This window comes from Oleiagrimonas sp. (genome assembly GCF_027858935.1).
Classification (GTDB): domain Bacteria; phylum Pseudomonadota; class Gammaproteobacteria; order Xanthomonadales; family Rhodanobacteraceae; genus Oleiagrimonas.
In genome coordinates, this window is sequence record NZ_JAQIBU010000255.1 from 1 (window position 1) to 17,008 (window position 17,008).

At 60.1% G+C, this 17,008-nt stretch carries 9 protein-coding genes and 1 pseudogene; 1 reads left to right on the top strand and 9 read right to left on the bottom strand.

All coding sequences use genetic code 11. The annotated features are described in order from the left end of the window. Nucleotides 1-1,012: 1,012 nt before the first annotated feature. Both PF446_RS09335 and PF446_RS09340 read right to left on the bottom strand, forming a co-directional pair. Complete coding sequence (locus tag PF446_RS09335; RefSeq protein WP_298071156.1) at nt 1,013-2,386, bottom strand: glutamate decarboxylase; 1,374 nt, start codon at nt 2,384-2,386, stop codon at nt 1,013-1,015. Between the two features lie 153 nt (nt 2,387-2,539). Then, on the bottom strand, nt 2,540-6,475 hold the full coding sequence (locus PF446_RS09340) for a glycosyl transferase family 36 (RefSeq protein WP_298071157.1): 3,936 nt from the start codon (nt 6,473-6,475) through the stop codon (nt 2,540-2,542). A gap of 266 nt (nt 6,476-6,741) precedes the next feature. Here PF446_RS09340 and PF446_RS09345 point away from each other — a divergent pair. Then, a pseudogene (locus tag PF446_RS09345) lies at nt 6,742-6,936 on the top strand (6-phosphogluconate dehydrogenase); the annotation flags it as partial. A gap of 42 nt (nt 6,937-6,978) precedes the next feature. Here the strand turns inward: PF446_RS09345 and tkt are convergent. From tkt to PF446_RS09380, 7 genes are all read right to left on the bottom strand, one after another. Beyond that, nucleotides 6,979-9,027 (bottom strand): transketolase, encoded by a 2,049-nt coding sequence (gene tkt / locus PF446_RS09350; protein ID WP_298071158.1) that lies wholly within the window; start codon nt 9,025-9,027, stop codon nt 6,979-6,981. 39 nt (nt 9,028-9,066) lie between these two features. Next, nucleotides 9,067-10,713 carry a phosphoglucomutase (alpha-D-glucose-1,6-bisphosphate-dependent) gene (gene pgm / locus PF446_RS09355; RefSeq protein ID WP_298071159.1) on the bottom strand — a complete coding sequence of 549 codons (1,647 nt, stop codon included), beginning with the start codon at nt 10,711-10,713 and terminating at the stop codon, nt 9,067-9,069. Then, nucleotides 10,710-12,362, bottom strand: coding sequence for a glucose-6-phosphate isomerase (pgi, locus tag PF446_RS09360; protein ID WP_298071160.1), 1,653 nt, complete (start codon nt 12,360-12,362; stop codon nt 10,710-10,712). The genes pgm and pgi overlap by 4 nt, the downstream gene beginning before the upstream one ends. Then, entirely contained in the window at nt 12,359-13,462 is a 1,104-nt protein-coding gene (gene tal / locus PF446_RS09365; protein WP_298071161.1) for a transaldolase, read from the bottom strand. The genes pgi and tal overlap by 4 nt, the downstream gene beginning before the upstream one ends. Nucleotides 13,463-13,482: 20 nt before the next feature. Further along, on the bottom strand, nt 13,483-14,166 hold the full coding sequence (locus tag PF446_RS09370) for a haloacid dehalogenase-like hydrolase (protein WP_298071162.1): 684 nt from the start codon (nt 14,164-14,166) through the stop codon (nt 13,483-13,485). Further along, entirely contained in the window at nt 14,163-15,578 is a 1,416-nt protein-coding gene (gene zwf, locus PF446_RS09375) for a glucose-6-phosphate dehydrogenase (protein ID WP_298071163.1), read from the bottom strand. Before zwf ends, PF446_RS09370 begins: the two co-directional genes overlap by 4 nt. 800 nt (nt 15,579-16,378) lie before the next feature. Then, nucleotides 16,379-17,008 (bottom strand): DUF6766 family protein (locus PF446_RS09380; RefSeq protein WP_298071164.1); only part of this gene is annotated, 630 nt, incomplete at its 5' end.

Sequence of the window (17,008 nt, forward strand, 5' to 3'; positions counted from 1 at the left end):
GTGAATCCGCGCGCGCCACGACGCACAGACCCCGCGGACGATGCAGCGGGACCATCAGCAGAAGCGGAATGCGGCGACACGCAGTCGGCGCACCGTGACGTGTGGAAGCGGATCATGTATCGGAACCCCTTGATGCTTGTACCCCGAACACAGCATAGGCGGCCCGCAGTCGAAAACCAGCCATCGACTGACGAAAGGTGTGTTTTTTCCGACCAGCGGCACAAAAATCACCTCTCCATGCGGTTTGGAGGGCCCTCGCCCGATCCCGCGAAGGCCCGGATGCACGACGTCATCACCCGCGTTCCTTCGCTTGACCAGACGTCATGGGATCAAAAAAGGGTCTTCGTGTCTTACCGGGAAATGCGGCCTTGATTTTGAGGAAGAAGCGCCGTAGCCCGGATAAGCAAAGCGCATCCGGGAAGCCCTTGCATCCAGGCAACCCATGCAGGGCCGTTCCACGGCCCATCCCGGATGCGGCCCGAGCCTTATCCGGGCTACGCCCTCGCGAATCCCTTGCCTACGATGGTGTCGCCCTCCCAGGCATCGCCGTAGCCCGGATAAGCAAAGCGCATCCGGGAAACCCTTGCATCCAGGCAACCCATGCAGGGCCGTTCCGCGGCCCATCCCGGATGCGGCCGGAGCCTTATCCGGGCTACGCCCTCGCGAATCCCTTGCCTACGATGGTGTCGCCCTGCCAGGCAGCGCCGTAGCCCGGATAAGCAAAGCGCATCCGGGAAACCCTTGCATCCAGGCAAGCCATGCAGGGCCGTTCCACGGCCCATCCCGGATGCGGCCGGAGCCTTATCCGGGCCACCCCTCGAGAATCCCTTGTCCCCGATGGTGTCGCCCTTCCAGGCAGCGCCGTAGCCCGGATAAGCAAAGCGCATCCGGGGAACCCTTGCATCCAGGCAAGCCATGCAGGGCCGTTCCACGGCCCATCCCGGATGCGGCCGGAGCCTTATACGGGCTACGCCCTGGCGACGATGGTGTCACCTACGCGTTTGCGTACCTATTAATTGTGGTGAAAGTGTCCGTCGTCCTGACTTTTTTGAGCAGGTGGTGCCTGCTCCAGATCGGTGACGGCCTGTTTCAAATCCTTCAACAGCAAATCGGCCATATCACGGGAAAACCCTTCGCGAATGACCAGCCGTAATACGGCCAGTTCGGTGGCGTCTTGCGGCAAGGTATAGGCGGGCACCTGCCAGCCGCGCAAGCGCAACTTTCGGGACACGTCGAATACCGTGAAGCGTGAACTGTCTTTGAGCCGCATGGCAAACACCGGGATACTGCTGCCATCACTGAGCAGCATGAAAGGACCCATGCGGGCAATACTCCCGGAAAGCCACAAGGCTGTATCACGCAGGTTACACATGATCCGCGTGTACCCCGCGCGGCCCAGGCGCAGCAGGTTGTAGTACTGCCCGATGATCTGATTGCCCGGTCGTGAAAAATTGAGGGTAAAGGTGGGCATGTCTCCGCCGAGATAATTGACATGGAATATCAGCTCCTCGGGTAGATGGGATTCGCCACGCCAGAGCGCCCAACCGACACCGGGATACACCAGTCCATATTTGTGACCCGATGTGTTGATGGAAACAACATTGGGCAAACGAAAATCCCAAACAAGATCAGGTTGCAGAAAAGGCGCGACAAAACCTCCGCTGGCGGCGTCCACGTGGATCGGCACCTGCAGGCCGGTCTTCTTGTTGTGGTCAACCAGCGCATCGTGAATTTCGGCAATGGGGTCGAACGCACCGGTAAAGGTTGTCCCCAGCACCGTGACCACGCCTATGGTGTTTTCATCCACCCGTGCCAGCACTTCCTCGGGTTCAATGGTGAAACGATCCGAACGCATCGGGATATAGCGCGGCTCCACCTCCCAATAGCGGCAGAACTTTTCCCAGACAACCTGCACACTGCGTCCCATCACCAGATTGGGTGTGGTTGCTGACGCACCTTTCTGCTGACGGCGTTTGCGCCAGTTCCACTTGAGGGCCATGCCTGCCAGCATGACCGCCTCGCTGGATCCTATCGTGGAACTACCCATCGGGTTTTCATCCGGATTCGCATTGAATAACCGGACCAGCATATTCACACAGCGCGTTTCGATTTCCGCCGTCTGGGGATATTCATCCTTGTCGATCATGTTTTTTTCGAAGGTTTCCGCCATCAGTTTCTCGGCTTCCGGCTCCATCCAGGTGGTTACGAAAGTGGCCAGGTTCAGGCGGGCATTACCATCCAGCATCAACTCGTCATGAATCATCCGATAGGCAGTTTGGGCGGGCATCTCGTCGTCTGGCAGACGGTATTTGGGGATGCTGTGGTCCATGGTGCGTGAACCATAGGCGGGGGTAAGATCGCTGTCTTCGGCGTAGCGTTCAACCATGTCGTGACTCCTTTAAATACGATGTTGGCGGCATTTTGAAGACAGTGCGTTTCAGCATTTCAGGTGCATGCCTTCGCAAAGGGCCATGCTGCGAACTTACGACCCATTGCATCGATCAGCAGCATAGCGGACAGGGGTTCGAGCCCGAGCGCGCTACCCGAGTGCTATGCGCACTCGATGCTCGCTGGCGTCGTCCATCAGGGGAACACGGACGCCTGTCCCGATCAATGCCTTGGGGTCGGCATCGATGCCGTCGAGTACGACACCTACGACGCCACTGCACACACCCAGCGGGTTTTGTACTTCAATCGTATAGCGCGAGGAACGGTAGCGATAAACGATGTTGAAACCTGGCCAGGTCTTGGGAATGCACGGATCGATCAGCAGGTGATCGCCGCATGGATAAAAACCGAGAATCGCTTCGACTCCGGCACGATAAAGCCAGCCGGCTGAACCGCTGTACCAGGTCCAGCCGCCACGCCCGGTCAACGGCTCGACCGAATACACGTCGGCACAGGAAATGTATGGCTCGACCTTGTAGCACTCGATCGCCTCGGGGCTGTCGGCGTGTCGGATCGGATTGAGGATGTCAAACAACTCGCCGGCCTTGTTACCTTCGCCGAGACCCGCCCACGCGAATATCGACCAGATTGAGCCATGCGTGTACTGGCCTCCGTTCTCGCGAATGCCCGGTGGATAACCCTTGATATAGCCAGGCTCCTGATCAGTGCATTCAAACGGAGGTGTGAACAGCAGCGCGATCGTGTTGTGGCGATCGATCAGTCGGGTATCGACTGCCTGCATGGCCGACACCGAGTGCGAAGGATCGGCTTGCCCTGACATGACACTCCATGATTGGGCAATTGCGTCGATCTTGCATGCATCATTGCTGCTCGAACCGAGCGGCGAGCCATCGTCGTAATAACCACGGCGATACCATTGGCCATCCCAGCCCGCGGCCTCGATCCCGGTCTTTACGGTCGCCGCGAATGCTTTCCATCGCTGCACGCGTTCGTGGTCGTGGCGCTCCAGCGCGAGCGGCGTGAAACGCCTGATCGTGTCGAGCAACAGCCACGCAAGCCACACACTCTCCCCCTTGCCACCCAGGCCGACCTGGTTCATTCCATCGTTCCAGTCGCCGGTGCCAAATAGGGGCAATCCGTGCGCTCCCAATGAAAGGCTGCTGTCGAGCGCACGCGCGCAGTGCTCGTATACGCTGCCCAGTTGGCTGGACACGACAGGCTGGAAGAACGATTCGTTTTCTCCGTCCTTGAGCAGCTCGCCCTGCAGAAAAGGCACGCTCTCGTCGAGCACGGCTGCATCTGCGGTGGTAGCGACGTAGTGCATCACAACGTAAGGCAGCCAGATGCGATCGTCGGTGATGCGGGTACGAATGCCCTGCCCCGATGGCGGCAGCCACCAGTGCTGCACGTCACCTTCGACAAATTGCCGACCGCTAGCGCGCAAAAGATGTTCGCGGGCGATCTTCGGCTGCGCGACGCACAGCGCCATCACGTCCTGCAGCTGGTCGCGAAATCCGTACGCACCGCTCGATTGATAGTACGCCGTGCGTGCCCACACGCGGCAGGCAAGCGCCTGGTAGAGCAGCCAACCGTTGAGCATCAGGTCCATCGCGCGGTCCGGGGTATGTACCTGCACGGTTTCGAACATGTCGTCCCAGAACGACACGACCTCCTGCAGCACGACCTGGGGATCGGCCGCCCGGTACTTGCCGATGAGTGCTTGAGCCTCGGTCGTGGATTCGGATTGGCCGAGGAAGAACACGATTTCGACCTGCGCATCGATGTTCAATTCGATGCTCGTCTGCAACGCCGCGCAGGGGTCGAGCGCGGCGCCGACGCGACCGGACAGCCTGGCGTCACGCAAGAGTGCTGCTGGTCGATCGACAGCGCCCAGATCGCCGAGAAACTCGTTGCGATCACCCGTCCAGGAGGACTGCGATCCACCCAGATCCGCAAACGCAATACGTTTGCCCAATTGCGGCCGCCATGCGTTGCGCGCAAACAGTGCGCCGGTCGCCGGGTCGATGCTCGTCACTACATAGGGCGTCGGCGTTGTGCCGTTCGCACCAAGTGCCCATTCGACATACGCCGTCAGCGACAACCGCCGAACGCGACCGGATCGGTTGCAGATACGCAAACGGGACAATTTGATCGGATCGCAGGTCGGTACGAATTGCGTCAACTCGGTTTCGATTCCATGCGCAGTGTGGCCATAACGGCTGTACCCATGGGCGTGCTCGATCCGGTAGCTGGAGGTCGGCACGCGGATCGGCAACGCAGTCGCGCTCCAGAGTTCCCCACTATCGATATCACGCAGATAAAGCACTTCGCATGGACTGTCGCTGACAGGGTCGTTCGGCCAAGGCGTCAGCGGATTGAGCTGGCTATTGACCGCAAAGGTGTGACCCCCGCCATCCGCAGTGGCCAGAAAGCCGAATTGCGGATTGGCAATGACATTGGTCCATGGCATCGGCGTGCAGCGCTCAGCGTCAAGCGTGATCACATAGGTGCGTCCTGAATCGGCGAACCCGCCGTAGCCGCAATCGAATTGGGTCGCCTTCGAGGTGTGGTCCAGAAGACTGCTGCTGGAGACAGCAGGCGCCTTGCGCATGACCAAAGTCGCAGGCGTGGGCCTGGCGGTGGGCGCAAGCGTTGCAGCACTGCCGACATGCGCAGATTGAGCAAGCACCTCGGGGCTTTCCACCGCGCGATCCATTCCGCCCTGCGCTGCATCCAGAACCACGCGGGCCACGGCAGCCAATCCATCGCGCAAGCCTTGATCGATGTCGTGATCGCGCAACACGAACACCGCCTTGTCCGAAGCATTCTTGTCTGACTGCAGTTTCTGGTTCTGCTTGGTTGCCAGCGCCTGCAGTGCGGCCCAGAGCGGATCTTCATCGCTGACCGAAGCGCCATCCAGAAGCACCACATCAACGCAAAGTCGCCGTCCGCGCAAGAACCGCTGCGCTTGGAGCAACCCACGCACATGGTCGAGATCTGCAAGCTCGTCGATCCGCATTGAAATGATCGGTCTGTCTCCGGAAATACCCTTCGCCCAGAGCACCGGCGCACCACCGCTTGCAGCCGCGATCTGCACGGCCGGCCCGCGCCACAAAGCGTCTGCATACAGCAACGGATAGACCAGACGCTGACAGCGCTGCGTTGCTGTCTTGCCGATTGTGAGGCGTTCGCTCTCGTTGGCCACATATAGCTTTGCACTCGCATGCGCGATGCCGAAGGTGCCTTGCGCGGCCCGATCGCGGGCCATCGCGAGCGCTGCATCACGGGTCGCAGCAGCACACGTCCAGAATTCGATCCTCACGCTTTCGCCTGCTGCGACTTTCACGCGCCGACGCAGGCTGAAGACGGGATCGAGCACGCATCCCGCCGTATTCGACAGCGTGCAATCGGGCCGCATCGCCAAGGCATTGCGCAAGCTGCGTCCACGCCCGATGAATCGAGCGCGATCGCTTTCGAACTCGGACGTCTTTGTTGCATCTTGCGCGACGGCAACATGCGCAGCCCATACATGCGGATCGTCGGGAGCACGATGACGCCGCGTCGCGAGGAGGATGCCGTCCTGCTCCACCCATTCGGTCACGACGAACATCTTCGAAAATGCAGGATGCGTTGCATCAGCCGCATCGGAACCGAGCACGAGTTCGGCGTAGGAGGTCACGCTGATATTGCGCACAGTATCGCCATGATTGACGAGGGTGATTGCACGGACTTCTGCATCGTGCTCGCCGTCGACCATGACGTCGAGTACCGTGGTGAGCGTTTCCCCGCGTCGCTGAAAGCGGACGCCCACATCGGACGGCATGACCGCGTAGTCATGCTCAGGCAAGCCGCATGGTTGCATGCCGGCCGACCAGACTTCGCCGCTGTCCATATCGGTGAACAGGATGTAGCTTCCCCATGCGTCGCAGGTGGGGTCTTCGCGCCAGCGCGTTATCGCAAGATCGTTCCATCGGCTGAAGCCGGACGCCACGTCGGTGAGCATCACGGTGTAATTGCCGTTGGAAAGCAGGCGCGCGCGCCTGGCGGCTATGACTTGCAACGGCATGGGGTCCGTTCCTTTGAAATTCCTGCGGCGACTTCAATTGCGTTACCGCATGTTTGACGTATGCACTTCACGTTACGCCAGCTTCAAGGCAGGTATGGCGCCGCGTCCACGCTGGGCGTTGCCAGCTCGATCGCTACCCAGTCTGAACCGGACAGCAGCATCCGTCTGTACGCTGCCGAACGCCGCCATACGAGCCGGGTTCGCACCGAAGCCACTTCGGTCCGGAATCTGCAGCGTCTCGTCATTCCACCGAGGCATGGGACAAGAATCCAACGATGGATGGAATCGCGCCGTACGCCGTGGATTGCGGTGAAGGACGCTGGACCGTCGATGAGGCAATCGGCCTGGCCGTGACCGCGCCAGTGATGACCCTGTCGCTCATTGAGCGACTGCGCTCTCGCGATGTCGAATCATTCACCGACAAGCTGGTATCCGCGATGCGCAACAAATTCGGTGGCCACCCGATCAAGTCCGAAGCGAGAGCGCCTGCAGCCATTTCCGGGTCAGGGGTTGCTGAGTTTCCTGGCGTGCGCCACCACGTTGTCGACGGTGAAACCGAATTCGGGAAGCAGGATTGCGGCCGGGGCGGAGGCCCCGAAGTGATTGATCCCGAGGATGTCGCCATGCGCACCGGTGTATCGTTCCCAGCCTTGCGTAACGCCCAGCTCCACGGCAAGTCGCGCGCTCACTTCCGGCGGCAGCACCGCATCGCGGTATGACTCTGGCTGGGACTCGAACAACGCCCAGCTCGGCATCGAAACACAGCGCACGGCGGTCCCCTCACTTTGCAAAAGCTCAGCGGCCGCCAGGATGAGACCGACTTCCGAGCCGCTGGCGATGAGGATGAGCGAGGGCTGGCCATGCTCGGCTTCGCTCAGTACGTATGCACCGCGCCGCAGACCTTCTGCGCTGCCGTATCGGTTGCGGTCAAGAGTGACCAAGTCCTGTCGAGTCAGCGCAAGCAGTACCGGTCGATCGCGGGTTTCCATGGCGACTTTCCATGCCACCGCGGTCTCGTTCGCATCGCAGGGCCGGATCAGGACAACGTTGGGAATCGCGCGCAAGTTGGCCAACTGCTCCACCGGCTGATGTGTCGGCCCGTCTTCGCCCAGCGCAATGCTGTCGTGGGTGAAGGCGTGCACGACATGAATGCCCATCAACGCGGCCAGCCGGATCGCCGGACGCATGTAGTCTGAAAAAATCAGGAACGTGGCCCCGTAGGGTACGAAGCCGCCGTGTGCGGCCAGCCCATTGACGATGGCGCCCATGGCGTGTTCGCGAACGCCTGAGTGCAGGTTTCGGCCTTTGCGGCTCCACCCGGCCGCGTCCGAACCCTGGGTGTCCTCTCCCGACGTCACGTGCGGGTTGAAATCGCCCAGCCCTTTCAGTGCGGTATGCGTGGATGGATCCAGATCGGCCGAGCCGCCGAAAAGCGCGGCCACCTTCGCCGAGATGGCATTCATCACGATGCCTCCTGCGACACGCGTGGACATGCCCTTGGCATCGGCGGGAAATGACGGAATGTCCTCGTCCCAGCCGCTTGCCAGTTCGCCGCGCAGGCGTTGTTGCAGTTCTCTTGACTGCCCGGGGAATGCCTTGTCGTAGGCGTCAAGACGACCATTCCATTGCGTTTCTGCCTTCAGGCCGCGATCCAGCGCCTGGCGAAAATGCGCAAGCGCCGGCGCCGGAATCAGAAACGTCGGCTGGACCGGCCATCCCAGTTTCTGTTTCGTCTTCCTCACGTCCTCGACGCCAAGCGGCGAACCATGCGCCAGGAAGCTGTCCTGCTCGGGCGAACCGAAACCGATATGTGTGCGCACCAGGATCAGCGATGGCCGCGCGGCTTCGGCACGTGCAGCATCCAGGGCGGCGTGGATCGCGGCAACATCGTTACCATCGGCGACGCTGATGGTCTGCCAACCATAGGCCTGGAAACGTCTGGCGCGATCTTCGGTAAAGGTCATATCCGTGCCGGCCGACAAGGTGACGGAATTGTCGTCGTACAGGCAAATCAGCTTGCCTAGCTTCAAGTGTCCTGCCAGTGACGCGGCTTCGGATGCCAGTCCCTCCATCAGGTCGCCATCGCTGACGATCGCCCAGGTGTGATGGTCAATCAGCTGATGGCCGTCGCGGTTGTAGCAAGCTGCAAGATGCGCCTCGCCGATCGCCATGCCAACCGCGTTCGCCAATCCCTGGCCGAGCGGACCCGTAGTCACTTCGACGCCCGGCGTGTGGCCACGTTCGGGATGCCCCGGCGTCTTGCTTCCCCACTGGCGGAAATTCTTGATATCGTCCTGCGAAAGATCGTAGCCGGTCATGTGCAGCAGGCTGTAGAGCAGTGCCGAACCATGCCCGGCCGAGAGCACGAATCGGTCGCGATCGACCCAGTGCGGATTCTCCGGATGGTGCTTGAGGTGCCGGGTCCACAGTACGTAGGCCATTGGCGCGGCACCAAGCGGCAGGCCAGGATGACCACTTTCGGCCTTCTGCACCATGTCCACCGACAGGAAACGTAGTGTGTCGATACATTGCTGGTCGAGATTTTCGGACATGGTGATACCTTGCACAGGTTGGGTTGACGCCATGGCACTTCAGGCAATGGCCGCGTCGACGATCTGCTGGGCCTCCTTGAGGATCTCTTTCAGGTGCCCCTCATGGTTGAAACTTTCGGCGTAGATCTTGTAGATCGCCTCGGTGCCGGATGGCCGCGCTGCAAACCAGCCGTTGGCGGCAATCACCTTGATCCCGCCAATCGCTGCTTTGTTGCCGGGTGCATGGTCGAGCACTTGTTCAATTTTCTCGCCTGCCAATTGATCGAGCTGCAACTGATCTGGCGACAACTTGGCCAGCTTGGATTTCTGTTCCGGCGTGGCGGCCGCTTCGACCCGATCGGCGAAAGGGGTGCCAAGATCGCGTGTGAGTTGCGCATACAGTTCGCTCGGATCCTTGTCCCGTCGCGCGAGGATTTCCGCCGAGAGCAACGCGGGCACAAGACCATCCTTGTCGGTGGTCCATACCGAACCGTCGTGACGCAATAGCGACGCGCCTGCACTTTCCTCGCAGCCGAAGCCCAGCGAGCCATCGAACAGTCCCTGCGAAAACCATTTGAAGCCGACCGGCACTTCAAGCAGATTGCGTCCCAGCCGCTTTGCAACACGATCGATCAGCGCGGTGCTCACTACGGTCTTGCCGACACCGGCCTGCGTACTCCACTGGGGTCGATGTTGGAACAGATCATCGATCAACACCGAAAGATAGTGATTGGGCTGCATCAATCCGCCGCTGTGGGTGACGATGCCATGGCGGTCATGGTCGGTATCGCAAGCAAAAGCGATGTCGTACTGGTCCTTGAGTCCGATAAGCCGTTGCATCGCGTATGACGAGGAAGGATCCATCCGGATCTTGCCATCCCAGTCCACGGTCATGAATGCGAATTGCACATCGACTTCCGTGCTGACCACAGTCAGATCAAGTTGATAACGTTCGGCAATGGATGCCCAGTAGTGCACACCGGCACCGCCGAGCGGATCGACGCCCATGTGAATGCCGGCGCTGCGGATCGCTTCCAGATCGATCACATTGACCAGGTCAGCGACATAGCTGTTCAGATAGTCGTGCTGCCGTGTCGTCGCAGCCTTGCGCGCCTGCATGAACGGCATGTGCCTGACTTGTTTGAGGTTGCCTTCAAGCAGCTCATTGGCGCGTTTCTGGATCCAGTCGGTGACCTCGGTGCTCGCGGGACCCCCGTTTGCAGGGTTGTACTTGAAGCCGCCGTTGTCCGGCGGATTGTGTGATGGTGTGATGACGATGCCGTCGGCCAGTCCGGACGAGCGGCCACGGTTATGGACCAGAATCGCGTGCGAGATGGCCGGCGTCGGCGTGAACTCTCCGTTCGTCGAAATCATCGCGTGCACGGCATTGGCAGCAAGCACTTGCAACGCGGTTTCGAACGCGGGCTGCGATAACGCATGCGTATCTGCGCCGATGAACAATGGTCCGTCGATCCCCTTGCTCTTTCGCAAGTCGCAGATCGCCTGACTGATCGCCAGGATATGCTGTTCGTTGAAGCTGCAATTGAGCGAGCTGCCGCGATGTCCGGACGTGCCGAAGCTCACGCGTTGCTCCGGCACATCCGGATCGGGCTTCAGATCGGCATAGGCGGCCAGCAATTTGGGTACATCGACGAGGATCGATTTCGGTGCGGGCAAACCCGCAAGTGAACTGATCTTCTGGCTCATGCGACGCCTCCCGGATGGTCGCTGTCGCGCAATTGGCGATAGCGACGGATCAACGCATTGGTCGAACTGTCATGGGAAAGGTTCGGCAAGGTTTTCGGGCTGAGCTCGGCGATGGTTTTCCGGGCCAACTGCTTGCCCAGTTCAACACCCCACTGATCGAACGAGTCGATGTTCCAGATCACGCCTTGCACGAAGACGCTGTGTTCATACAGCGCCACCAGGGTACCGAGAGCATGCGGGGTAAGTTTGGCAGCCAGAATCGTGTTGCTTGGCCGGTTGCCCTCGAATGTGCGGTGCGGCACCAGGGCTTCGTCCGTGCCTTCGGCGCGGACCTGGTCTGCGGTCTTGCCGAACGCCAGCGCCTCGCCCTGCGCGATCAGATTCGCCATCAACACATCATGCTGATCGCCAAGCGCATTCAGCGGCTGGCCGAATCCGATGAAATCGCAAGGCACGATGCGCGTGCCCTGGTGGATCAATTGAAAAAAGGAATGCTGCCCGTTGCTGCCGGGCTCGCCCCAGTAGACCGGACCCGTGGCGTAGCCGACTTGCTTGCCGTCGAGCGTGACGTGCTTGCCGTTGCTCTCCATCGTCAACTGTTGCAGATAGGCCGTAAAGCGCTTCAGGTACTGATCGTACGGCACCACCGCAACGGTCGCCGCAGCGAGGAAATTGTTGTTCCAGACTGCAAGCAACGCCATCAGCACCGGCAGATTGCGCTCCAGCGGAGCAGAGCGGAAATGCTCGTCCATCGCGTGGAAGCCAGCCAGCATCTGGCGGAAATGATCGGGGCCGATCGCCAGCATCGTCGACAGACCAATGGCCGAATCCATCGAGTAACGGCCGCCGACCCAGTCCCAGAAGCGGAACATGTGCGCGCTGTCGATGCCGAATTTTTGGACTTCCTCGGCGTTGCTCGAAACGGCGACGAAATGTTTGGCGATCGCATGTTCGGTTCCGCTTTGCTTGAGCAGCCACGCGCGTGCGGCATGCGCATTGGTCATGGTCTCGAGCGTCGTGAAGGTTTTCGAGCAGATGATGAACAACGTCTCGTTCGCGTCCAGATCATGGGTGGCTTCAACGAAATCCGTGCCATCGACATTGGAGACGAAACGGAACCTCATGTCTCGACGGCTGTAATGGCGCAATGCCTCATAGGCCATGACCGGACCGAGATCGGACCCGCCGATGCCGATGCTGACGATGTTGCGAATGCGCTTGCCGCTGTGTCCCAGCCAGGTGCCATCACGGACCTGCTCGCAGAATTCGGCCATGCGGTCGAGCACTGTGTTCACGTCTTCAACAACATCCCTGCCATCGACCGATATTTTTTCGCCGGCCGGGGCGCGCAACGCAATATGCAACACTGCGCGCTTTTCCGTCGTGTTGATGCGTTCGCCGCGGAACATCGCCTGGATGCGCTCGGGCACACCGCAGCACTCGGCCAGTTCACGCAGCAGGCGCATCGTTTGGTCAACGATGCGCTGTTTTGAATAATCAAGGTACAGGCCGCAGGCTTCCACCGTGAAGCGTTCGCTGCGCGTTGAATCGGCCGCAAACAGATCCCTCAGGTGCTGCTGACCGCTCTGGGCAAAGTGCTTCTTGAGCGCCTGCCATTGCGGACGAGTGACCAGATCCGGACTGGTCATCCTGCGGCCGCCGCTTTCGCCTTCGTTTCGAGGTGATTCGTCTTGTCGGCGACCCGCTGCAACAGTTCCTGCCACGACCGGACGAATGCCTGCGCGCCCTCCACCTGCAATCGCGTGGCCCATGTGTCGATATCGATGCCCGACTTTGTGATTTCCGCGATGATCACATCGGCATTGCCGCCATCGGGTGATATCGCACCCTGCAGCACGCCGTGATCGGCGAATGCATGCAGGGTCTTTTCAGGCATGGTGTTTATCGTATCGGGCGCGGCGAGTGCGCTGATGTAGAGCGTGTCGGGTGCCGATGCATCCTTGGTTCCCGTACTTGCCCACAACACGCGTTGCGGCTGCGCGCCGGCAGCGGCGAGTTTCTGCCAGCCGGATGAAGCGAGCAATTGGCGATATGCTCGATAGGTTTGCAGGCCTACGGCGACCCCGAGTCGATTGTGCAAATGCTTCGGCAACCGTTTGTTGCCGGCGACGTCCCAGCGACTGATGAACAGCGAAGCGACCGAGGCGACTTGAGGATCCCGTCCGGCCGCGATCCTGCGTTCGATACCGCGCATATACGCTTCGGCGGCGGCAAGATATTGCCTGCATGAAAACAGCAGCGTCACATTGATCGGAATACCGAGAAAAATCGCCTCCTCGATCGCGGGAATGCCTTGCGGCGTTCCTGGAATCTTGACCAACAGGTTGTCCTGCCCGGCTTGCGCATGGATCTGTCTCGCCGCTGCGATCGAGCCCTTGGTGTCGGCTGCGAGCAAAGGCGAGACCTCCATCGAGACCCAGCCATCGACTTGATGGGTCGCGTCGAAGACCGGGCGAAAAAGCGCGGCGGCGCGGCGCAGATCATCCAATGCAAGGTCGATGAACAGGGCTTCACCGTTCAGACCCGCCATCGTCCTTGTGCGAATCGCCGCGTCGTATGCATCGCCTTCGCCAATCGCGGCATCGAAAATGCTCGGATTGGAGGTCAGCCCGGTAATCGAGTCCTCGGCAATGTAACGGGCCAGCGTACCGTCATCGAGCAATGTGCGCGTGATGTTGTCCAGCCATAGGCTTTGGCCGAGATCATGTAGTTGCTTGGTGGCTTTCATGAAGACCTCACTATCCAGGATTAGGCAGTCGCGCGGTTGCGCAGAGTGGAAGGGTCCAGCTCGAGGAGGTCGCCGATGCCTTCAACGACGACGTCGGGCGGGCGATATCCCTTGCTGTTGTCGGGATCCAGCGCGTAGTGTCCCTGGCGCACGAATACCGTGGTCAGACGATCCCCGAGGACCTCTTTCATCGCCTGGAGAATCCGCGGCTTGTCGTCGATGATGATGTAGTGCCGCGCCGGGAACCGGCGGACCACCGCATCCAGCATCTGTTCCTTGTGGATGTAGATCAGCACACGGCCGCTGACCGCGTCCCAAAGTCCGGAACACTGCACCTTGCGTGGCTGAAACACCGCGTCGCCATCGGACAGGATGACGGTCCGACCATGGTTGCCCAGATGCTGGATGACATCGAGAGCTGCCGGATAAAGCCTTCGTGCAAACGGATAGTCCACCAGAAATGACGACATGAGAAGCAATCTCGGCTCATCCAGGTTGCTCACTCGATAACGCTGCAAGGCGCCCAGAAAATCCGCGTAGCCGAGCTCTTCCCGCAATGACTCATAGATATCCATGTATTGCTGCCTGGACTCGGCGCCGAACTCATGCTCGAGGTGATCCTTCAGGTCCGCCTCGAACCGGTCGTTGTCGAGCAGCGTGTTGTCGACATCAAGCAAAAATACGCTGGTGCCCGTGGTCGTCATGGTCGTGCCGGCTCCGCCGCGGGGTTGTGCCAATGGCCGTCACTCGCGATGAGCGCATCAGCCTCACTGGGTCCCCAACTGCCGCATGCGTAGGACAGGGCACGATGGTGGTTCTCCAGAACCGGCTCGACCACCGTCCACGCGGCTTCGACAGCGTCCTCGCGGGTGAACAAAGCGCCGTCGCCCACCATGGCGTCACCCAGCAGGCGCGTGTAGGGCGCTTCATCGCCAGGCTGATTTTCGAGCAAGTAGAGCTCACGCTGATCACCGATGAACTGCTTTCCGGCGCGCTTGACGCGCGCAGCCAGTGCAACGGCGGATCCGGGAGAGATCCGGAAACGCAGATAATTGGCGCGCCCACTTGTCGGTGTCGAGTCATCGAACAGCTTTTGCGGTGGCGGCTTCAATTCGACCAGAACCTCGGTCGCCGTCGTCGCCAGACACTTGCCGGAGCGCAGGTACCATGGCACACCCTCCCAGCGCCACGAATCGATGAAAACCCTCAGGGCGCACAAGGTTTCGACATCGGAGTTCTTGTCCACGCCCTGTTCTTTCAGGTAGCCGTCGTACTGCCCTCGCACAAGATCGTCCGGCTGCACAGGACGCATGGCCTGGAACACTTTCGCTTTCTCGACATGTACCGCGCCAAAGCCCTGGTAAGCCGGCGGTTCCATGGCAAGCAACGCGACAATCTGGAAAAGATGGTTCTGGACGACGTCGCGCAGACATCCCGCCGTTTCGTAGAACGAGCCACGCGCGCCCACTCCGAAATCTTCCGCCAGGGTGATCTGGACACTCGCTACGCAGTTGCGATTCCAGATCGGTTCCAGGAACGAATTAGCGAAGCGAAAGTACAGGATGTTCATGATCGCTTCCTTCGCCAGAAAGTGATCAATACGGAAGATTGAACCGTCCGGAAACGCAGACTTCAGGATGCTGTTGAGCTGTTTCGCCGAGGACAGATCACGACCAAATGGTTTCTCCACCATCACCCGCGCCTGGTCGGCACAGCCGGATTTCTCCAGACCCGTGACGACAGTACTGAACAGGCTCGGTGGAATCGCCAGATAGTGGAGAGGTCGGCAAGAGTCGCCAAGCGCTTTTTTCAGTTTCCTGAACGTTCCCTTGTCGTTGTAGTCGCCTTCGATATATTGGAACCGGGCAGAGAGTTTCTTGAATGCGGCCTCGTCGACGTCAGTGCCGTGATCCTTGGCGAATTGCGCGAGGCTGTCATGGGCACGCTGCCGCAATTGTTCCAGGGTCCAGTTGGAGTGCGCCACACAGATGATCGGAAGATCCAGGCTGTCCTGGAGCATCATGGCCTGCAATGCTGGGTAGATCTGCTTGTAGGCCAGATCGCCGGTGGCCCCGAAAAATACCAGGGCATCCGATCTGGTGTTGGCTGTGTCCATTGGTCTTTCCATGGAACCCAATGCGGGTCGCGTGTTTCGGTGCGTGTTGTTTGATCGTCGAACTGTCGACGATCACGGGCGGCCATGATCCACTTGCACGTACCGCGGCATGCAGCTGCGGTCAAATCGCCCGGAGCACCACGATTACGCCGCAGCTTCTGAAACCACGACCTACAGGTACGTTTTTACTTCATGCACGTAGCTTCGCACTGTACGTTCACGCACATTGCGTTCCGATGATCGACGTTGCGATGAACGTGCGATGCCGCCCCCGTTGTGTACGAATGCCCCGCCTGGCTGTTCTGCGGTGACCTGCTCCCCGACTTCACCTCCACCTACGTCTGCACTCAGCGAACTCGAGTCATGCCCCGTCTTCCTTTCCCAACGGAGCATGCGCCAGATGCGACCTGGCACCCCATGAGCCGCTGGTGTGCTAGTCGGGGTTGCACGCACCAGCCAGCGCCAAGCTGCCGATCAGCAAGGCGATCAACCCCTGCGCCGCGATGCCGCCACGCACGACCCAGCGCAGCCAGGGGGAGGTGTGGTGAACGCCATGCATGGGGTGCGGGTTGTCATCACCGCCCCATGGGGTTGGTTGGCACAGGAAGAATGGTTTCGTGTAACCCCGAACGCAGGCAATCAAGTCGCCGAAGATTCTGCTTTTGATGTGTCGGGTTGCCGGGAGCGCATACGGATGTTGATCGCCGGCGAACAGGCGATGACCCAGCGCGGCGAGCGCATTGCCGATGCGTTTGTCGGCATCCTCGACGACCAGGGCCGTTCACTCGGCCAGGGATGGCTCAGTCGTTCGATTTGCCCGTGTCCTCATCGCTCGATTCAACCGGTTTGGACTCGGCAGAATCCTGCTGGCGCAGGAAGATGCTGAGCACGATGTATACGGCGATGGTGAGGTATTCCGCCTGCCAGGTTTCCAGCGTGGACGACCAGAACTGGGCGGAGACGAGGAACGCGCCGAAGGAGATCGGTGGCTGATGCTGCAACGCAAGTTGGGCGTTGTAGGCGAAGGCGCCGGAGACGATATGCAGCGCGAAAGTCAGTAAAAAAAGCCCGCCGAACATCACCGATAGCGAGTGTCGGTAGAGCCACGAAAAACCGGCTTCTATCGCATGCTTATCGCCTTGACTCTTGCGCGTGTCCGGATCACGTGAGTGAGGTGCACCGCGCTGGTAGAGGATGACGCTGAACACGATCAGCGAGGTCAACTGCAGGAAGGCGGCCTGCCAGTTGCTTGCCAGTTCCTGTAGATAACTGCTGCTGGCCATATTCTGCCAGTAGCTGATCGCTGCCTTGCCTTGCTGCGTCAACTGATCGTCCTGCAATCGCCAGCTGGCCACGCTGTGACCGACAAGGCAGATCACGAAGAGGGCGAACATCGCGAGCGAAAGGGAGTTGTCCTTGACAAACTGAAG

Bases quoted from the DNA above. Each gene is read 5' to 3' on its own strand.
- zwf (WP_298071163.1), bottom strand. From the start codon at position 15,578: ATGGACACAGCCAACACCAGATCGGATGCCCTGGTATTTTTCGGGGCC.
- PF446_RS09335 (WP_298071156.1), bottom strand. From the start codon at position 2,386: ATGGTTGAACGCTACGCCGAAGACAGCGATCTTACCCCCGCCTATGGT.
- PF446_RS09340 (WP_298071157.1), bottom strand. From the start codon at position 6,475: ATGCCGTTGCAAGTCATAGCCGCCAGGCGCGCGCGCCTGCTTTCCAAC.
- pgm (WP_298071159.1), bottom strand. From the start codon at position 10,713: ATGAGCCAGAAGATCAGTTCACTTGCGGGTTTGCCCGCACCGAAATCG.
- tkt (WP_298071158.1), bottom strand. From the start codon at position 9,027: ATGTCCGAAAATCTCGACCAGCAATGTATCGACACACTACGTTTCCTG.
- PF446_RS09370 (WP_298071162.1), bottom strand. From the start codon at position 14,166: ATGACGACCACGGGCACCAGCGTATTTTTGCTTGATGTCGACAACACG.
- tal (WP_298071161.1), bottom strand. From the start codon at position 13,462: ATGAAAGCCACCAAGCAACTACATGATCTCGGCCAAAGCCTATGGCTG.
- pgi (WP_298071160.1), bottom strand. From the start codon at position 12,362: ATGACCAGTCCGGATCTGGTCACTCGTCCGCAATGGCAGGCGCTCAAG.